Source organism: Geodermatophilus amargosae, from assembly GCF_900116515.1.
In the GTDB taxonomy this organism is placed as follows: Bacteria; Actinomycetota; Actinomycetes; order Mycobacteriales; family Geodermatophilaceae; genus Geodermatophilus; species Geodermatophilus amargosae.
This window is the reverse complement of sequence record NZ_FPBA01000002.1, coordinates 316,662-333,640: the sequence shown is the minus strand read 5'-3', so window position 1 is coordinate 333,640 and position 16,979 is coordinate 316,662. Positions and strand designations below refer to the sequence as shown.

Sequence of the window (16,979 nt, the reverse complement as noted above, 5' to 3'; positions counted from 1 at the left end):
GCCCTGCGGCCCTGGACCGGGGCGCCGCTCCGGACGTCGCTCGCGGAGTCCACGCGGCCGCGACCGGTGCTCGAGACCCTGCTGCCGGTCCGCCGGCACCTGCCCGCCGAGGACGTGACCGCCGCCCCGGTGCCCGGCGACACGCGGACGTGCTGCGCCTCCGAGGGCGGGGCGAGCCACTGGTCGGTGGAGACCGGGTACGGACTCGTCCGGGACGCCGTGCCCCGCTCCCGCCCGGTCACCGTCTGGTCCTGACGCGGCGTCGGTCCGACGCGTGGCGGCCGGGGGCCGGCGGGTGTGCTGTGACGGGTGGTGCGGACCGGCCGTGTCCCGTGCCCGATAGGACGGATCGGTCCGCCTCCGCCGGTACCCTCTGTCCACATGTGCGGCATCGTGGGTTACGTCGGTCCCCAGAACGCCCTGGACGTCGTCCTGGAGGGCCTGCGCCGACTCGAGTACCGCGGATACGACTCCGCGGGTGTGGCCGTCCGGGTGGGCGGCGCCGACTCGGGTGAGCTGACCTCGGCCAAGAAGGCGGGCAAGCTGGCCAACCTGGAGAAGGCCCTGGCCGACTCCCCGCTACCCGAGGCGACGCTGGGCATCGGCCACACCCGGTGGGCCACCCACGGCGGCCCCACCGACCGCAATGCCCACCCGCACCTGTCCGCCGACGGCCGGGTCGCCGTCATCCACAACGGGATCATCGAGAACTTCGCCGCGCTGCGGGCCGAGTGCGAGGCCTCGGGTGTCGAGATGGTCTCCGAGACCGACACCGAGGTCGTCGCCCACCTGCTGGCCGCCGCCTACGAGGAGCAGCCCGAGGGCCCCGGCCGCTTCGCCGAGGCGATGCGCGCGGTGAGCCGCCGGCTGGAGGGGGCCTTCACCCTCGTCGCGGCGCACGCGGACCAGCCCGACACGCTGGTCGCCTCCCGCCGCAACAGCCCGCTGGTGGTCGGCGTCGGCGACGGCGAGTACTTCCTCGGCTCCGACGTCGCGGCGTTCATCGCCCACACCCGCGAGGCCCGCGAGCTCGGCCAGGACCAGGTCGTCGAGATCGACCGCGCCCGCGGCCTGACCGTCACCGACTTCGACGGCGCCCCGGTCGAGCCGGTCGCCTACACCGTCGACTGGGACGCCGCGGCCGCCGAGAAGGGCGGTCACGACTGGTTCATGCTCAAGGAGATCGCCGAGCAGCCGCAGGCGGTCGCCGACACCCTGCTCGGCCGCCTCGGCGAGGACGGCGAGCTGATCCTCGACGAGGTGCGGCTGTCGGACCAGGAACTGCGCGACATCGACAAGATCTTCGTCGTCTCCTGCGGCACCTCGTACCACGCCGGGCTGATCGCCAAGTACGCCATCGAGCACTGGACCCGCATCCCGGTCGAGGTCGAGGTGGCCAGCGAGTTCCGCTACCGCGACCCGGTGCTCGACCGCTCCACCCTCGTCGTCGTCATCAGCCAGTCCGGCGAGACGATGGACACCCTCATGGCGCTGCGCCACGCCAAGGAGCAGAAGGCGCGCGTGCTGGCCATCTGCAACGTCAACGGGTCGACCATCCCGCGCGAGTCCGACGCCGTCCTGTACACCCACGCCGGCCCGGAGATCGCCGTCGCCTCGACCAAGAGCTTCCTGGCGCAGATCGTCGCCTGCTACCTCGTCGGCCTGTTCCTCGCCCAGATCCGCGGCATCAAGTACACCGACGAGGTCGCCGCGATCGTCCACGAGCTGCAGCGGCTGCCCGAGGCCGTCGGGCAGGTGCTGACCCAGATGGAGCCGGTGCGCGAGCTCGGCCGGTCGCTGGCCGACGCCGACACGATCCTGTTCCTCGGTCGCCACGTGGGCTTCCCGGTGGCGCTGGAGGGCGCGCTCAAGCTCAAGGAGCTCGCCTACATCCACGCCGAGGGTTTCGCCGCCGGCGAGCTCAAGCACGGCCCGATCGCGGTCATCGACCAGGGCACCCCGGTGGTGGTCATCGCGCCGTCGCCGCGCGGGCGCAGCCTGCTGCACGGGAAGGTCGTCTCCAACATCCAGGAGATCCGGGCCCGCGGCGCGCGCACCATCATCATCGCCGAGGAGGGCGACGAGGCCGTCGTCCCCTACGCCGACCACCTGATCCGGGTGCCGCGCACGCCGACCCTGCTCGCCCCGGTCGTCACCACGGTGCCGCTGCAGATCCTCGCGTGCGAGATCGCCGACACCCGCGGGTTCGACGTCGACCAGCCGCGCAACCTGGCCAAGAGCGTCACCGTCGAGTGAAGGGCCCCTCTGCCCCTCACCGCTCGTGAGCTCGCGGCGGGACCCTGCAGAGGGGCCGAACGGCACGTCACCAGGCAGACTGACCGGGTGATCGTGGGGGTCGGGATCGACGTGGTCCCGGTGGCCCGTTTCGCCGAGTCGCTGGAGCGCACCCCCGGGCTGCGCGACCGGCTGTTCACCGCCGACGAGCAGACGACGCCGTCCGGCGGCGCCCGCACCGCGGAGTCGCTGGCCGCACGCTTCGCCGCCAAGGAGGCCGTGGCCAAGACGCTCGGCGCTCCCGGCGCGCTGCGCTGGCACGACGCCGAGGTCACCGTCGGCGAGCACGGCCGCCCGCACCTCGCCGTGCGCGGCAGCGTGGCGCAGCGGGCGGCCGACCTCGGCATCACCAGCTGGCACCTCTCGCTCAGCCACGACGGCGGCATCGCCTCCGCGGTGGTCGTCGCCGAGGGGGGCGACCGGTGATCGGCCTGTCCACGGTCGCGGACGTCCGCGCCGCCGAGGACGTGCTGCTGGCGCGCACCCCTGAGGGCGCCCTCATGCAGCGGGCGGCCACCGGCCTGGCCACCGTCTGCCTGCGGCTGCTCGGCCGGGCCCACGGCACGCGGGTCACCGCGCTGGTCGGCGGCGGCAACAACGGCGGCGACGCGCTCTTCGCCGGCGCGCACCTCGCCGCCCGCGGCGCCCGGGTCACCGCCGTCCTGCTCGACCCCGGGCGCGCGCACCCCGCCGGGCTCGCCGCGCTGCGCCGCGCCGGCGGGCGGGTCACCGGCCCCGGCGACCCCGACGGGCTCGACCGCGCCGACCTCGTCCTCGACGGGATCGCCGGCATCGGCGGCCGCGGCGGGCTGCGCCCCGAGGCGGCGCGGCTGGCCGAACGCGCGGCCACCGGCCCGGGCATCCCGGTGGCCGTCGACGTCCCGAGCGGGGTGGACGCCGACACCGGCGCGGTCGAGGGCACGGCGTTCCCCGCCGTCCACACGGTGACCTTCGGCGCGGTCAAGCCCGGCCTGGTCGTCGGGGAGGGGCGCGGGTACGCCGGCACCGTCCACCTGGTCGACATCGGCCTGGGCCCGCACCTGGCCCGGCCGCGGGCGTACCAGCTCACCGACGACGACGTCGCCGCGCACCTCGAGCCGCCCGGCGACGGCGACGACAAGTACTCCCGCGGTGTGGTCGGCATCGTCGCGGGCTCGGCCACCTACCCCGGTGCCGCCGTGCTGTGCACCGGGGCCGCGCTGCGCACCCGCGCCGGCCTGGTCCGCTACGCCGGGACCGCCGCCGACGGCGTGCGCGCCTCCTGGCCCGAGGCGATCGTCACCGACGCCCGCCCCGGCGACGCCGGCCGCGTGCAGGCCTGGGTGGTCGGCCCCGGCACGGGCACCGACGACGACGCCCGCAGCGTGCTGGCCGAGGTGCTGGCCACCGACCTGCCCGTGGTGGTCGACGCCGACGCGCTCACGATGGCCGCCCGCGAGCCCGACCTCGTGCGGCGGCGCAGCGCACCCACCGTGCTCACCCCGCACGACCGCGAGTTCGCGCGGTTCGGCGCCGAGGTGGGTGCCGACCGCATCGGCAGCGCCCGGCGGCTGGCCGCCGACCTGGGCGCCGTCGTGCTGCTCAAGGGCAACGCCACCGTCGTCGCCGACCCCGACGGCACGGCGTTCGTGAACGCCACCGGCACCACCGACCTGGCCACCGCCGGCACCGGCGACGTCCTCTCGGGGATCCTCGGCGCCCTGCTCGCCACCGGCACCCCGCCCGCGGAGACGGCCGCGGCGGCCGCCCACCTGCACGGCCGCGCGGGGCAGGCCGCCGGCGAGTCGGGGCCGCTGATCGCCGGCGACCTGGTGAGGCGGCTCTCCCCGACGGTGGGCCGGGTGCGCGGCCTCGGCCTGCGAGACTCGGGAGCGTGAGCGAACCCCGGGCCGAGGTGGTCGTCGACCTCGACGCGATCGCGGCGAACACCGCCGTGCTGCGCGAGCGGGTCGGCCGGCCGCTCATGGCGGTGGTCAAGGCCGACGGCTACGGGCACGGGCTGGTGCCCGCCGCCCGCGCGGTCCTCGCGGGCGGCGCCGACGCACTCGGGGTCGCCGTCCTCGAGGAGGCGCTCGCGCTGCGCGCCGCCGGGGTGACGGCGCCGCTGCTGGCCTGGCTGCACGCGCCCGGCACCGACTTCGCGCCCGCGCTGGCCGCCGACGTCGAGGTGTCCGCCAACGCGGAGTGGGGCCTCGCCGAGGTGGTCGCCGCCGCCCGCGCCACCGGCCGGACCGCGCGGCTGCACCTGTGCGCCGACACCGGCCTGTCCCGCGAGGGCGCCACGACCGCCGACTGGCCGGGCCTGGTCGCTGCGGCGGCCCGCGCGCAGGCCGACGGGGAGGTCGAGGTGGTCGGGCTGTGGAGCCACATGGCCTACGCCGACGCCCCCACCCACCCGACGATCGGCGCGCAGGTGCGGGTCTTCGAGGAGGCCGTGGGGATCGCCGACGACGCCGGGCTGCACGGCCGCCGCCACCTGGCCAACTCCGCGGCCACCGTGGCCCTGCCGGACACCTGGTACGACATGGTCCGCCCCGGGATCGCCCTGTACGGCCTCGACCCGCTCGGTGGCGACGCGAGCGCCCACGGGCTGACGCCGGCGATGACCGTGCGCGCGCGGGTGGCGCTGACCAAGCGGGTGCCCGCGGGCGCCGGCGTCTCCTACGGCCACACCTACACGACCGACGCCGGGACCACGCTGGCGCTGGTGCCGGTCGGGTACGCCGACGGCGTGCCGCGGGCGGCGGGCAACCGCGCGCCGGTCCTCGCCGGCGGCGCGCAGCGCACCATCGCCGGGCGGGTGTGCATGGACCAGTTCGTCCTCGACGTCGGCGACGCGGCCGTGGCGCCGGGCGACGAGGTGGTCCTGTGGGGCCCCGGCGACCGCGGCGAGCCGACCGCGCAGCAGTGGGCCGACGCGGTCGACACCATCCACTACGAGCTGGTGACCCGGGTCGGCGGGCGCTTCACGCGCCGCCACGTCGGGTCCGCGGGGGCGATCTGATGGCACGCAGCAAGGGGCCAGCGCGCTCGGGCGTGACCGGGGCGCTGGAGCGGCACCCGGGGGTCGGGGTCGCCGGCGCCGTCGTCGGCCTGGCGGCGGCCACCACCGCCGTCGGCGTGGCCGTGGCCCGGATCGCCACGCGCCGGGTGCGCGCCGACCGGGTCAGCCCGACGGGCGCGCTGCCCGAGGGGGCCAGCGACGCCGAGCTGCGCGAGGACGACCCGCTCGGCGCCGCGTCGCGCCGGGCCGACCGCACCGCCCTCGTCCAGGCCGAGGACGGGGTGCTGCTGGCGGTCGAGGAGGTCGGCCCGCTCGACGCGCCGCTGACCGTCGTCTTCGTCCACGGCTACACGCTGTCGATGGCGTCGTGGACCTACCAGCGGCGCTCGCTGGGCGCAGAGCTGGCCACCGCCAACGGGCACCGCCCCGAGGCCCGGCTGGTGTTCTACGACCACCGCGGCCACGGGTCCTCCTCGCGCGGCCCGGCCGAGCACTCGACGATCGAGCAGCTCGCCCACGACCTCCGCACCGTGCTCGACGCGCGCGTCCCCGAGGGGCCGGTCGTGCTGGTCGGGCACTCGATGGGCGGCATGACGGTCATGGGCCTGGCCGACGTCGCCCCGGAGCTGTTCGGCACGAAGGTCCTCGGCGTCGCGCTGGTGTCCACGTCGAGCGGCAACCTCGCCGACCTCAGCTTCGGCATGCCCGAGTTCCTCACCCGCGTGCGCGCCGCGGTGCTGCCGATCGCCGCGTTCACCATGCGCCGTCGCCCGGCGATCGCCGAGCGCACCCGCCGGCTGGCCGCCGACGTCGTCTCGGCCGTCACCCGCTCGCTGTCCTTCGCCTCCACCGACGTCGACCCGCGCCTGGGCCGCTACGTGGACTCGATGATCGGCGGCACCCCGGTCGACGTGATCGCGGAGTTCTACCCGGCGCTGGCCGGCCTCGACGAGACCGGCGCGCTGCAGCCGTTGCGGGGCGTCCCGACGCTGGTGCTCACCGGCGACGAGGACCGGATGATCCCCAAGGAGCACAGCGACACCCTCGTGGAGCTGCTCGGTGGCGAGGGGCCGATGGTCGAGTACGTCGTCGTCCCGCGCGCCGGCCACCTGGTGACGCTGGAGCGGCCCGAGGAGGTCACCCGCGCGCTGGCGGGCCTGCTCCGCCGGGTCGTCGCCACGACCGCGCGCGTCCGCGACTGAGGCTCAGCCCCGGGCGTCGACCGACCGGCCGAGCAGCTCGTCGCGGGTCCGCTGCGCGGCGTCGCAGCCGTCGGCGAAGGACAGCACCCACGGCGAGACGCCGCTGTCCGGGAGCACCGGCCGCCGCGGCGGCTCCAGGACCGCCGCGCGCAGCGCCGGGTCGGCGAGCTGCCCCGGCCCCAGGAGCGCGGCGTGCAGCACCGGACCGACGTCGGCGGCCCTCGCGCGCTCGAGCACCCGGCGGCCGGCCGCGGTGGGGCCGAGGAACCGGCCCAGCAGGCGCTCGGCGCGCAGCCGCCGGACCATCCCGGCGATCCGCTCGTCGGCCTCGGCCCGCCAGTGCACCGTCTCCACCGAGCGCCGGCCGCGAGCACCGACGGCGTCGAGGACCGCGGCCTCGACCGGGTGGCGACGCCGCGCCTCGACCACCTGCAGCTCCCCGGGGGCGACCGCGCGGACCCGGCCGGTGACCAGCAGCGCCACCAGCGCGGTGTCGACCACCCGGTGCGGGCCTCCCGCGAGGCAGGCGACGTCGTACACGTCCGGCTGCGTCATGGCGGCTCCTCCCGGTCGCGGGATCCCGGGTCAACGGTGACAGGCGGCGGGGGAGGAGGGAAGCCCGGAGGCCGCTCGTGATCGGCCGCCGTAGGGTCGGCGCGTGGCCGCTCCCCGTCCGCCCCGGTCCGACGCCACGGCCGAGGAGGTCGCCCGCACCGCCGCCGCGGCCGCGGACTGGCCGGCGCTCGCCGCGGCCGCGACGCCGTGCGTCGCCTGCCCCGAGCTGGCCGCCACCCGGCAGCACGTGGTCGTCGGGGACCCCCCGCGCCGGGGCCGGGCGCGGTTCGCGCTGATCGGCGAGGCGCCCGGCGCGAACGAGGACGACACCGGCCGGCCCTTCGTGGGGAAGTCGGGGCAGCTGCTGGACCTGCTGCTCGCCGAGGCCGGCCTGGACCGCGCCGAGGCCGCGGTGCTCAACGTCGTGAAGTGCCGGCCCCCGGGCAACCGCACCCCCAAGACGCCGGAGGTGGCCCGCTGCAGCGGCTGGCTGCGCCGCCAGCTGGAGCTGCTCGACCCGCCCGTCGTCGTCGCGCTGGGGCTGTCCTCGGCCAAGTGGTTCCTCGGGCCGCGGACGAAGCTCGCCGAGGTTCGCGGCCGGCCGCACGACGTCGGCGGCCGGGCGGTCTGGGCCACCTACCACCCGTCGGCGGCCATCCGGTTCGGCCCGGCCGGGGCGCCGCGGGCCGGGCTGCTGGAGGACCTGACGTCGGTGGCGCGGAGCCTGGCGCCGTGAGGCGCGAGCACCTGCTGCCCACGGTCGACGACACCCGGGCGCTGGGTGCGGCGCTGGCGGACGTCGTCGCGCCGGGGGACCTGGTCGTCCTCACCGGCCCGCTGGGTGCGGGCAAGACCGCGCTGACCCAGGGCCTCGGCGCGGCGCTCGGCGTCGGCGAGCCGGTGACCTCGCCGACGTTCGTCATCGCCCGCGTGCACCGCGGCGGGCGGCTGCCGCTGGTGCACGTGGACGCCTACCGGCTCGGCAGCGTCGCCGACGTGGACGACCTGGACCTCGACGCCTCGACCGAGGAGTCGGTGACCGTGGTCGAGTGGGGGGCCGGGCTGGTCGAGCGGCTGGCCGACGAGCACCTGGAGGTGCGGCTCGACCGCCGCGACGACGACGTCCGCACGGCCGTGCTGGTGCCCCACGGAGCCGGCTGGGAGGCCCGGCTCGGCGGCTGAGCGGTCATCCCGCCCAGCGGACCTCGCCGTCGGCGACCTCCGCAGTGGATGTCAGCCCGCACCGCCGGGCCACCGCGGCCGAGGCGGCGTGGTCCGGGGAGATCCAGGCGCCGAACCGGGCGACGCCCTGCGCCCGCAGTCGGGCGACGACGGCGACGGCCGCCTCCGTGGCGAGCCCCCCGCCCTGACCGGCGGTGCCGACCACCCAGGCGAGGTCCGCGGTGAGGACGTCGCCGTCGCGGGTGAGCGTGGCCTGGACGAAGCCGGCGACGGCACCGGTGTCCCGCAGCCGCAGGACCCAGGTGAGCCAGCCCTGCGTCCCGTCGTGGGAGGCGCCGACGGCCTGTCGCGCGGACCGGGCCCGTTGCTCGTCGGGCGTCGGCGGGCTCCCGCCGGTGAACCGGTACAGCGCGGGGTCGGCGAGGACGGGGTGCAGGTCGTCGGCGTGCGCGACGGTCATCGGCTCGAGGCGCAGCCGCGGCGTCTCGACCAGGTCCGCGGCCGGCCAGCGCACGGTGCCAGGGTCGCACGGGACGCCGGACCGCTAGCGTCGCCAGTCGTGCCGCGCGTGGGAGTCCTGGCCCTGTCGCACCCGGTGTTCGCCGCGCTGGCCGACGGCGACCTCGCCGCTGCGAACGCCGCAGCCCCGGTGCCGCTGCCACCGGCCTTCGCCGATCCCGGCTGGGCGCCGGTCTGGCGGATGCGGGCGCAGCAGGTGGCCGACGACCCCGGCGTCGCCGCGTGGGTGACCGGCGTGGTGCAGGACGTGGACAGCGGGCAGGTGGTCGGCCGCGCCGGCTTCCACGGCCCGCCCGACGCCCGCGGCATGGTCGAGATCGGTTACGCCGTGCTGCCGGAGCACCGGCGCCGCGGCTACGCCCGCGCCGCCCTCGCGGTGCTGCTGGACCGGGCCCGCCGCGAGCCGGACGTCCGGGTGGTGCGCCTCTCGATCGCCCCGGACAACGCGGCCTCGCAGGCGGTGGCGCGGCCGTTCGGGTTCCGGGAGGTGGGCGAGCAGGTCGACGAGGTCGACGGCCTCGAGACCGTGTACGAGCTGGACGCGTGACCGTGCACCACGTCGTCGCGGGCCTGCTCGTCCGCGACGGCCGCGTCCTGCTGGGCCACCGGTCGCCCGGCCGCGGCTGGTACCCCGGCGTCTGGGATGTCGTCGGCGGCCACGTCGAGCCGGGGGAGGACGAGCGCACCGCCCTCCTCCGCGAGCTGCGCGAGGAGATCGGCGTCGAGGCGACCGAGGTGGACGACGAGCCGGTCCTGCGGGTGACCGACGGCGAGGTGGCGCTGACGGTGCACGTCGTGCGCGCCTGGCGCGGGGAGCCGCGCAACCTGCAGCCCGCCGAGCACGACGAGCTGCGGTGGGTCGGGGCGGCCGAGGTGGGCGACCTGGAGCTGGCGCACCCCTGTTACGCCGGCCTGGTCGAGCGGGTGGCCGGGCCCGCGGCGCGGCCGGACTGACCTCAGCCGGCGCGGTCGAGGACCGGGCGCAGCAGCGCGGCCAGCTCGGCCGGGTGCGAGAGGAACGGCGAGTGCCCGGACGGCAGGCGCAGCACCTCGCCGGCCCGCGAGGACATCGCCTCCTGAGCGAACACCGGGATGGCCTGGTCCTCCTCGCAGACGACGTACGTGCTCGGCGTGTGCCGCCACCCCGCGTTGGTCAGCGGCTGCTCGACCGACGCGCGGGACTGCAGGGCGATGCGCGCCACCGAGTCGCGGGTCAGCTCGTCCGGCACCCCGTTGTAGAAGACCCGCTCCGGGCCGACCACGCCGATCGCCTGCTCCTGGACGTCCCACCACGGCGGCGCCTGCCCGCCCACGGTGCCCAGCAGCGAGTCGCCGACGTCGAGCTGGAAGGCGCACAGGTAGACGAGGTGCGCGGCGCCGCTGTCCGCGGTGACCGCCTCGGTCACCACGGCGCCGCCGTACGAGTGGCCGACGACGACGACCGGCCCGTCCACCTCCTCGAGCGCGCCCCGCACGGCCGCGGCATCGGCGTACAGGTCGCCCAGGGCGGCCGGGTCGTCACCCACGCTGGGCAGGTCGACGGTGTGCACCCGGACGTCGTCGCCGAGGGCGTCCCGGAGCGGTCCCCAGCACCAGGAGCCGTGCCAGGCGCCGTGCACGAGCAGCAGGGATGCGGTCATCGGCGTCCTCGTCCTCGATCAGGTGGGCTGCGCGATCCTGCCCGACCGCACCGTCGTCCGACAACGCCGGACTAACCTGGCCGACCGTGCTCGTCCTCGCCCTCGACACCGCGACCCCCACGCTGGTCGCCGGGGTCGCCCGCCGGTCAGAGGGCGGGGACGTCGAGGTGCTCGCCGAGCGGGCGGTCCCCTCGGGCAACCGGCACGCCGAGCTGCTGGTCCCCGCCGTGCGGGAGGCGCTCGCCGAGGCCGGCCTGGCCCTCGCCGACGTCCACGCCGTCGTGGCCGGCCTCGGCCCCGGGCCGTTCACCGGCCTGCGGGTCGGCGTCGTCACCGCCGCGGCGCTCGCCGACGCGCGCGGCGTCCCCGCCGTCGGCGTCTGCTCGCTCGACGCGGTCGGCTCGGGGGCGCGCACCGTGGTCACCGACGCCCGCCGCAAGGAGGTCTACTGGGCTGCCTACGACGCCGACGGCGCACGGGTGGACGGCCCCGGTGTCGTCCGCCCGGAGGACGCCCGGCTGACCGGCCCGCTGGCCGGCGACCCGCGGTTCGCCGAGCGGCTCGGTTCGCCGGTCGAGCCGGCCGAGGTGACCACGGCCGGGCTGCTGCGCGCCGCGGCGACCCTGCTCGACGACCCGTCGTCCGCCGGTCCGCTGGTGCCGCTGTACCTGCGCCGGCCCGACGCCGTCCCGCCGACGTCGTTCAAGCCGGTGACGACGCCGTGACCGCCCGCCTGCGGCCGATGCGGCTGGCCGACCTCGACGCCGTGCTGGCGCTGGAGGACGAGCTCTTCGCGCCCGACACCTGGACCCGGGCGATGTACCGCGACGAGCTCGCCCGCACCGACACCCGGCACTACCTGGTCGCCGAGGACGAGGGGGCGGTCGTCGGGTACGCCGGGCTGATCGCCTACGACGACGAGGCGCACGTGGCCACCATCGGCGTCGCCACCGGCCGGCAGGGGGAGGGCATCGGCGCGCAGCTGCTCGACGCGCTGCTGGCCGAGGCCGACCGGCGCAGCCCCGTGGTGCTGCTCGAGGTGCGGGCCGACAACGAGCTGGCGCAGGGCCTCTACCGGCGGCGCGGGTTCACCGAGATCGGCCGGCGGCGCGGCTACTACCAGCCGAGCAACACCGACGCGGTCGTGATGAGGCGGGAGCAGATCCGATGAGCGGACGGGGAGTGGGCATCGCAGCGAGCCCTGCGCGCGAGGAGCGGAGCGACCGCGGGAGCGGACGGTGACGTCGAGCGAGCCGCTGGTCATCGGGTTCGAGACCTCGTGCGACGAGACCGGCGTCGGGATCGTCCGCGGGCACACGCTGCTCGCCGACGCGCTGGCGACGTCGATGGCCGAGCACGAGCGCTTCGGCGGCGTGGTGCCCGAGATCGCCTCGCGGGCGCACCTGGAGGCGATGGTCCCGACCGTGCACCGCGCCCTGGCCGAGGCCGGGGTGTCCGCGTCCGACGTCGACGCGGTCGCCGTCACCGCAGGCCCGGGGCTCACCGGCGCGCTGCTGGTCGGGCTGGCCGCCGCGAAGGCGTACGCGCTCGCGCTCGACAGGCCGCTGTACGGGGTCAACCACCTGGCCGCGCACGTCGCCGTCGACGAGCTGCAGCACGGCCCGCTGGCCGAGCCGTCGCTGGCGCTGCTGGTCTCCGGGGGGCACAGCTCGCTGCTGCTGGTGCCCGACCTCGCCCTGGAGGTGCGGTCCCTGGGCCGCACGATCGACGACGCCGCCGGGGAGGCCTTCGACAAGGTCGCCCGCGTGCTCGGCCTGCCGTTCCCCGGCGGCCCGCCGATCGACCGCGCCGCCCGCGAGGGAGACCCGTCGGCGGTCGACTTCCCCCGCGGGCTCACCGGCCCCCGCGACGCCCCCTACGACTTCAGCTTCTCCGGCCTGAAGACCGCCGTCGCGCGCTGGGTCGAGGCGCGGCGGAGGGCCGGTGAGCCGGTGCCGGTGACGGACGTCGCTGCGTCGTTCCAGGAGGCGGTCGCCGACGTGCTGACCGCCAAGGCGGTGCGCGCCTGCCGCGACCACGGCGTCGACCACCTGGTGCTCGGCGGGGGAGTGGCGGCCAACTCGCGGCTGCGGGCACTGGCCGAGGAGCGCTGCGCCGCGGCCGGGATCGTGCTGCGGGTGCCCAGCCCGCGGCTGTGCACCGACAACGGCGCGATGGTCGCCGCGCTCGGCTCGCGGCTGGTCACCGCCGGCGTCGCGCCGTCGGCCCCCGACCTCGGCGCCGACAGCTCCCTGCCGATCGACGTCGTCAGCCGATAGCGGCAGAGATGGTCATCTCTGCTGCCTAGCTGACGTCGTGGGCGGCGTCGCGGAGCTGCTCGCGGTCGACGCCGAGGGCCGACAGCGCCCGGGCAGCGGTGCCGCGCTCGAGGTCGCACACCGCGGCCACGACGTGCGCGCCGCGCAGCGGGGAGCGCGCCGCCTTGGCCGCCGCGACCGCCTCGCGGAAGACCTGCTGGGCCTGCGGTGTCGAGCGCATCGGCCCGGTGGCCGGGCCGCGCAGCGCGGGCTCGCCGGGGTCGGCCCCCACGCCGACCGAGGCGAGTGCCGCCGCGTGCGCGGCCTCGACGGCCGCGCGCAGCCGGTCCCGGTCGACCCCGACCCGCGCCAGGGCGGCGGACGCCGTGCCGTCGGGCAGCGCGGTGGCGGCCAGCAGCAGGTGCTCGGGCCCCGGTGTCCGCTCGCCACTGCTGCGCGCCTCGGCCTCCGCGCCGGTCAGCAGCGCCCGCACCGTGCGCAGGTCCCGTACCGCGGTGACGATCCCCATCACTCAGTCCTCTCCGGTCGGTGTCCGCGCCGCGCGCGGACCTCGGTGGCGAACCTCTTGTGCGCGGCCTGGGCGCTGATGCCCAGGGCCTCGCCGATCTGGGCCCACGTCCAGCCCCGGCCGACCGCCTCGGCCACCGCCTCCACCTCGAGCCGGCTCGCGAGCCGGCGCAGGGCGACGACGGCGGCGAGCGCCGCCTCCGGGTCCTCGGGACCCGGCACCGTCACCGGTCCGCCTGTCACGGGCATCAACCTAGGTTGATGACACCGGTTCCGTCAACCTGGGTTGATGGCGCACAGGAGGACGGTGGGAGCACCGGCCACGCGGGTGACCACGACGGTCGCCGTCCCCGCGCCCGGGCCGCGCAACTGCCGGGTGAGCGTCTCGGGCTCGATCGCCGAGCCGCGCTTCTTGACCACCACCCGGCCGATCCCGCGGTCCCGCAGCAGCGCCTTGAGCTTCTTGAGGTTGAACGGCAGCACCTCGTCGACGCGGTACGAGCTCACCCAGGGGCTCGCGGCCCGGTCGTCGGAGGTCAGGTAGGCGATCGTCGGGTCGACCAGCGTGGCACCGAGCTCCGCGGCCACCAGGGACACCAGTCCCGAGCGGATGACGGCGGGGTCGGGCTCGTGCAGCCAGGCGCGCACCGGGCCGGCGCCGGCCGGGCCGGGGTCGGCGTCGGCGGTCAGCTCGTGCGCCGTCCCGTCGCGGACGACGGTCGCCCGCCGCCACGTCGCCGACACCCCGCGGCCCCACAGCAGCGCCTCGACGATCGACCCGCGCACCGAGACCCACTCGGCCTCGACGCCCTCGGGGACGCGGTCGTGGTCCAGCCCCGGCGCCACCTTGACCACCGCACGCGGGACCCGGTCGAGCAGCCTGGTCACCGTCGACCACGGCGGCGACCAGCGGTCGGGGTCGAGCTGCCGCCGCCCGCCGGCCCGGCGGGCGGGGTCGAGGACGGCGGCACCGCACCCGGCCACCTCCCCGCCACGGGCGGCCGCCACCAGCTCGACGACGTCGCCGGCGACCACCCACACGTCGTCGTCCACCCCGAGGGCGGCCGCGTTGGCGGCGGTCAGCTCCCGGGCCACCGGGTCGCGGTCGACGGCGAGCACCCGCGCGCCGGCCCGGGTGAGGGCGACGGTGTCCGTGCCGGCCGCGCAGCCGAGGTCGGCGGCGGAGTCGGTGCCGTCAGCGAGCAGCCGGGCGGCGCGGCGGGCGGCGAGCTCGGGCCGGCCGGCCTGCTCGAGGGTGTCGGCGGTGAGGAACAGTCGGTCGGCGTCGGCGCCGAACACCGGCCGGGCGCGCTCGCGCAGCCGGGCCAGCTCCCACGCCGGGCCGGCCAGCTCCGGGCTCACCTCCGCGCGCAGCCGCGCCACCCCGGTCAGGACGTCGGCGCCCTCGGCGAGCAGTGCCGCCGCCCGCGCCGTGGCCGCGCTCCCCTCGGGGCCGCGGAGCAGCGCGAGCACGGCGGAGTCGGCGGGCTGGTCGGGCACGCGGTCAGCCTCCCGCAGACGGCGCTCCTCCGAACCGGCGACCCGGTTGAGCGGCTGGCACTCTCATGGGTAGAGTGCCAATCGACACGGGCAGGCGCCTGACCCCCGCGACGGCAGGCCCGGCCCCCGTGCCACAGCATGCGAAACCACCCGCCGTCCGATCCCGAAGGGGGCGTCACCTCGTGACGACCGCTACCAAGGTCAACATCAAGCCGCTCGAGGACCGCGTCGTCGTCCAGGCCAACGAGGCCGAGACCACCACCGCCTCCGGCCTGGTCATCCCGGACACCGCCAAGGAGAAGCCGCAGGAGGGCACGGTCATCGCCGTGGGCCCCGGCCGCGTCGACGACAACGGCAACCGCGTCCCGCTCGACGTCAACGTCGGCGACGTCGTCATCTACTCGAAGTACGGCGGCACCGAGGTCAAGTACGCCGGCGAGGAGTACCTCGTGCTCTCCGCCCGCGACCTGCTCGCCGTCGTGGAGAAGTAGAAGGACCCCCTGCCCCCCACGGCTCGCCCGCTCCCCGCGGGCCGCTGCAGGGGGCCGCACCACCTGCTCGAACCCGACCGCCCCGGCGACCCGAACTGACCGGGTCCCGGGGCGGTCGTCGTCCCACGCTGTTCTCCCCCTGATCGGAAGGGCCCCATGGCCAAGATCATCAAGTTCAACGAGGACGCCCGCCGCGCACTCGAGCGCGGCGTGGACAAGCTCGCCGACGCCGTCAAGGTCACCCTCGGCCCGCGCGGGCGCAACGTCGTCCTCGACAAGAAGTTCGGCGCCCCCACCATCACCAACGACGGCGTCACGATCGCCCGCGAGGTCGAGCTCGAGGACCCGTACGAGAACCTCGGCGCCCAGCTGGCCAAGAACGTCGCCACCAAGACCAACGACGTCGCCGGTGACGGCACCACCACCGCCACCGTGCTGGCCCAGGCCCTCGTCAAGGAGGGCATGCGCAACGTCGCCGCCGGCGCCAACCCCATGGAGCTCGGCCGCGGCATGCGCGCCGCCGCGGACGCCGTCAGCAAGGCCCTCGACGAGGTCGCCATCCCGGTCGACGACCAGGCGGCCATCGCCGGCGTCGCGACCATCTCGGCCCAGGACGCCGAGGTCGGTCAGCTGATCGGCGAGGCGATGGAGAAGGTCGGCAAGGACGGCGTCATCACCGTCGAGGAGAGCAACACCCTCTCCACCGAGCTCGACGTCACCGAGGGCCTGCAGTTCGACAAGGGCTACCTCTCGCCCTACTTCGTCACCGACCAGGAGGCGATGGAGGCCGTCCTCGAGGACACCCTCGTGCTGCTGGTGCAGGGCAAGGTCGGCTCGCTGGCCGACCTGCTGCCGCTGCTGGAGAAGGTGCTCGGCTCCGGCGCCCGCCCGCTGCTGATCGTGGCCGAGGACGTCGAGGGCGAGGCGCTGTCCACCCTCGTCGTCAACTCGATCCGCAAGACGATCCGCGTCGTCGCGGTCAAGTCGCCCTACTTCGGCGACCGCCGCAAGGCCTTCATGACCGACCTCGCCATCGTCACCGGCGGTCAGGTCGTCAGCGAGGACGTCGGCCTCAAGCTCGACCAGGTCGGCCTGGAGGTGCTCGGCACCGCCCGCCGCGTCACCGTCACCAAGGACACGACGACGGTCGTCGACGGCGGCGGCACGGCCGGCGCGATCTCCGACCGGGTCGCGCAGATCCGCCGCGAGATCGAGGACACCGACTCCGACTGGGACCGCGAGAAGCTGCAGGAGCGGCTGGCCAAGCTCGCCGGCGGCATCGGCGTCATCCGGGTCGGCGCGGCCACCGAGGTCGAGCTCAAGGAGCGCAAGCACCGCATCGAGGACGCCATCGCCGCCACCCGCGCCGCGGTGGATGAGGGCGTCGTCCCCGGTGGTGGCTCGGCGCTCGTGCACGCCGCCACCGCGATCGACGCGCTGGACCTGTCCGGCGACGAGCTGACCGGCGCCCGCGCCGTGCGGCGCGCGCTGGAGGCCCCGCTGGCCCGCATCGCCGACAACGCCGGCTTCGAGGGCCGCGTCGTCGTCAGCAGGGTCCGCGACCTCGGGGTGGGCAACGGCTTCAACGCCGCCACCGGCGAGTACGGCGACCTGGCCGCCGACGGCGTCATCGACCCGGTCAAGGTCACCAAGGCCGCGCTGGGCAACGCCGTGTCGATCGCCGCGATGATCCTCACCACCGACTCCGCCGTCGTCGAGGCGCCGGAGGAGGAGCACGACCACGCGGGGGCCGGGCACCACACCCACGGCCACTCGCACGGTCACGGCCACAGCCACTGAGGAGG

Annotated in this window: 21 protein-coding genes; 15 read left to right on the top strand and 6 right to left on the bottom strand. The window is 76.4% G+C overall.

Features of this window, described 5'->3' with window-relative positions; translation table 11 throughout:
* Positions 1 to 3: 3 nt before the first annotated feature.
* The 6 genes from BM414_RS04205 (at position 4) to BM414_RS04180 (ending at position 6,501) form a co-directional block, all read left to right on the top strand.
* On the top strand, positions 4 to 255 hold the full coding sequence (locus tag BM414_RS04205; RefSeq protein ID WP_093578170.1) for a DUF427 domain-containing protein: 252 nt from the start codon (positions 4 to 6) through the stop codon (positions 253 to 255).
* A 126-nt stretch (positions 256 to 381) separates the two neighbouring features.
* Positions 382 to 2,256 (top strand): glutamine--fructose-6-phosphate transaminase (isomerizing), encoded by a 1,875-nt coding sequence (gene glmS, locus BM414_RS04200; protein ID WP_093578169.1) that lies wholly within the window; start codon positions 382 to 384, stop codon positions 2,254 to 2,256.
* Between the two features lie 87 nt (positions 2,257 to 2,343).
* Positions 2,344 to 2,721, top strand: a complete 378-nt coding sequence (locus BM414_RS04195; protein WP_093578168.1) for a holo-ACP synthase — start codon at positions 2,344 to 2,346, stop codon at positions 2,719 to 2,721.
* Positions 2,718 to 4,172, top strand: a complete 1,455-nt coding sequence (locus tag BM414_RS04190) for an NAD(P)H-hydrate dehydratase (protein WP_093578167.1) — start codon at positions 2,718 to 2,720, stop codon at positions 4,170 to 4,172. Before BM414_RS04195 ends, BM414_RS04190 begins: the two co-directional genes overlap by 4 nt.
* Positions 4,169 to 5,299: an alanine racemase gene (gene alr / locus BM414_RS04185; RefSeq protein WP_093578166.1), complete on the top strand. Its 1,131-nt coding sequence runs from the start codon at positions 4,169 to 4,171 to the stop codon at positions 5,297 to 5,299. The genes BM414_RS04190 and alr overlap by 4 nt, the downstream gene beginning before the upstream one ends.
* Entirely contained in the window at positions 5,299 to 6,501 is a 1,203-nt protein-coding gene (locus BM414_RS04180) for an alpha/beta fold hydrolase (RefSeq protein WP_093578165.1), read from the top strand. The genes alr and BM414_RS04180 overlap by 1 nt, the downstream gene beginning before the upstream one ends.
* Before the next feature lie 3 nt (positions 6,502 to 6,504).
* On the opposite strand, the gene BM414_RS04175 is transcribed toward BM414_RS04180, so the two are convergent.
* Positions 6,505 to 7,080 carry a TIGR04222 domain-containing membrane protein gene (locus tag BM414_RS04175; RefSeq protein WP_281246711.1) on the bottom strand — a complete coding sequence of 192 codons (576 nt, stop codon included), beginning with the start codon at positions 7,078 to 7,080 and terminating at the stop codon, positions 6,505 to 6,507.
* Between the two features lie 79 nt (positions 7,081 to 7,159).
* On the opposite strand from BM414_RS04175, the gene BM414_RS04170 reads away from it, so the two are divergent.
* Together BM414_RS04170 and tsaE are read left to right on the top strand one after the other, a co-directional pair.
* Positions 7,160 to 7,792 carry a uracil-DNA glycosylase gene (locus BM414_RS04170; protein WP_093578163.1) on the top strand — a complete coding sequence of 211 codons (633 nt, stop codon included), beginning with the start codon at positions 7,160 to 7,162 and terminating at the stop codon, positions 7,790 to 7,792.
* Positions 7,789 to 8,238: a tRNA (adenosine(37)-N6)-threonylcarbamoyltransferase complex ATPase subunit type 1 TsaE gene (tsaE, locus tag BM414_RS04165; RefSeq protein WP_093578162.1), complete on the top strand. Its 450-nt coding sequence runs from the start codon at positions 7,789 to 7,791 to the stop codon at positions 8,236 to 8,238. The genes BM414_RS04170 and tsaE overlap by 4 nt, the downstream gene beginning before the upstream one ends.
* Before the next feature lie 4 nt (positions 8,239 to 8,242).
* Here the strand turns inward: tsaE and BM414_RS04160 are convergent, their stop codons facing one another.
* Positions 8,243 to 8,752: a GNAT family N-acetyltransferase gene (locus BM414_RS04160; RefSeq protein ID WP_093578161.1), complete on the bottom strand. Its 510-nt coding sequence runs from the start codon at positions 8,750 to 8,752 to the stop codon at positions 8,243 to 8,245.
* 45 nt (positions 8,753 to 8,797) lie between these two features.
* Between BM414_RS04160 and BM414_RS04155 the strand changes: the two genes are divergently transcribed.
* Both BM414_RS04155 and BM414_RS04150 read left to right on the top strand, forming a co-directional pair.
* Positions 8,798 to 9,304, top strand: coding sequence for a GNAT family N-acetyltransferase (locus BM414_RS04155; RefSeq protein ID WP_217644537.1), 507 nt, complete (start codon positions 8,798 to 8,800; stop codon positions 9,302 to 9,304).
* Positions 9,301 to 9,711: an NUDIX domain-containing protein gene (locus BM414_RS04150; RefSeq protein ID WP_093578159.1), complete on the top strand. Its 411-nt coding sequence runs from the start codon at positions 9,301 to 9,303 to the stop codon at positions 9,709 to 9,711. Before BM414_RS04155 ends, BM414_RS04150 begins: the two co-directional genes overlap by 4 nt.
* Positions 9,712 to 9,713: 2 nt before the next feature.
* On the opposite strand, the gene BM414_RS04145 is transcribed toward BM414_RS04150, so the two are convergent.
* Positions 9,714 to 10,397, bottom strand: a complete 684-nt coding sequence (locus BM414_RS04145; RefSeq protein WP_093578158.1) for an alpha/beta fold hydrolase — start codon at positions 10,395 to 10,397, stop codon at positions 9,714 to 9,716.
* Between the two features lie 86 nt (positions 10,398 to 10,483).
* Here BM414_RS04145 and tsaB point away from each other — a divergent pair, with 86 nt between their 5' ends.
* The 3 genes from tsaB (at position 10,484) to tsaD (ending at position 12,676) form a co-directional block, all read left to right on the top strand.
* Entirely contained in the window at positions 10,484 to 11,122 is a 639-nt protein-coding gene (tsaB, locus tag BM414_RS04140; protein ID WP_093578157.1) for a tRNA (adenosine(37)-N6)-threonylcarbamoyltransferase complex dimerization subunit type 1 TsaB, read from the top strand.
* Complete coding sequence (gene rimI, locus BM414_RS04135) at positions 11,119 to 11,568, top strand: ribosomal protein S18-alanine N-acetyltransferase (RefSeq protein ID WP_245784473.1); 450 nt, start codon at positions 11,119 to 11,121, stop codon at positions 11,566 to 11,568. Before tsaB ends, rimI begins: the two co-directional genes overlap by 4 nt.
* Positions 11,569 to 11,635: 67 nt before the next feature.
* The gene (tsaD, locus tag BM414_RS04130) at positions 11,636 to 12,676 is read left to right on the top strand and encodes a tRNA (adenosine(37)-N6)-threonylcarbamoyltransferase complex transferase subunit TsaD (protein ID WP_093578156.1); all 1,041 of its coding nucleotides are present in this window, start codon (positions 11,636 to 11,638) and stop codon (positions 12,674 to 12,676) included.
* Between the two features lie 25 nt (positions 12,677 to 12,701).
* Here the strand turns inward: tsaD and BM414_RS04125 are convergent, their stop codons facing one another.
* The 3 genes from BM414_RS04125 to BM414_RS04115 are packed head-to-tail and all read right to left on the bottom strand — an operon-like array spanning position 12,702 to position 14,683.
* Entirely contained in the window at positions 12,702 to 13,184 is a 483-nt protein-coding gene (locus BM414_RS04125; protein WP_093578155.1) for a Clp protease N-terminal domain-containing protein, read from the bottom strand.
* Positions 13,184 to 13,426, bottom strand: a complete 243-nt coding sequence (locus tag BM414_RS04120; protein ID WP_245784472.1) for an RNA polymerase subunit sigma-70 — start codon at positions 13,424 to 13,426, stop codon at positions 13,184 to 13,186. Before BM414_RS04120 ends, BM414_RS04125 begins: the two co-directional genes overlap by 1 nt.
* A gap of 33 nt (positions 13,427 to 13,459) precedes the next feature.
* Positions 13,460 to 14,683: a class I SAM-dependent methyltransferase gene (locus BM414_RS04115; protein ID WP_093578153.1), complete on the bottom strand. Its 1,224-nt coding sequence runs from the start codon at positions 14,681 to 14,683 to the stop codon at positions 13,460 to 13,462.
* Positions 14,684 to 14,865: 182 nt separating this feature from the next.
* On the opposite strand from BM414_RS04115, the gene groES reads away from it, so the two are divergent.
* Positions 14,866 to 15,174 (top strand): co-chaperone GroES, encoded by a 309-nt coding sequence (gene groES / locus BM414_RS04110; RefSeq protein ID WP_093578152.1) that lies wholly within the window; start codon positions 14,866 to 14,868, stop codon positions 15,172 to 15,174.
* 156 nt (positions 15,175 to 15,330) lie between these two features.
* The gene (gene groL, locus BM414_RS04105; RefSeq protein WP_093578151.1) at positions 15,331 to 16,974 is read left to right on the top strand and encodes a chaperonin GroEL; all 1,644 of its coding nucleotides are present in this window, start codon (positions 15,331 to 15,333) and stop codon (positions 16,972 to 16,974) included.
* Positions 16,975 to 16,979 lie beyond the last annotated feature (5 nt).

Excerpts from the sequence above, each read along its gene's own strand:
- glmS (WP_093578169.1), top strand. The coding sequence starts at position 382 with ATGTGCGGCATCGTGGGTTACGTCGGTCCCCAGAACGCCCTGGACGTC.
- BM414_RS04180 (WP_093578165.1), top strand. The coding sequence starts at position 5,299 with ATGGCACGCAGCAAGGGGCCAGCGCGCTCGGGCGTGACCGGGGCGCTG.
- BM414_RS04145 (WP_093578158.1), bottom strand. The coding sequence starts at position 10,397 with ATGACCGCATCCCTGCTGCTCGTGCACGGCGCCTGGCACGGCTCCTGG.
- BM414_RS04125 (WP_093578155.1), bottom strand. The coding sequence starts at position 13,184 with ATGGGGATCGTCACCGCGGTACGGGACCTGCGCACGGTGCGGGCGCTG.
- groL (WP_093578151.1), top strand. The coding sequence starts at position 15,331 with ATGGCCAAGATCATCAAGTTCAACGAGGACGCCCGCCGCGCACTCGAG.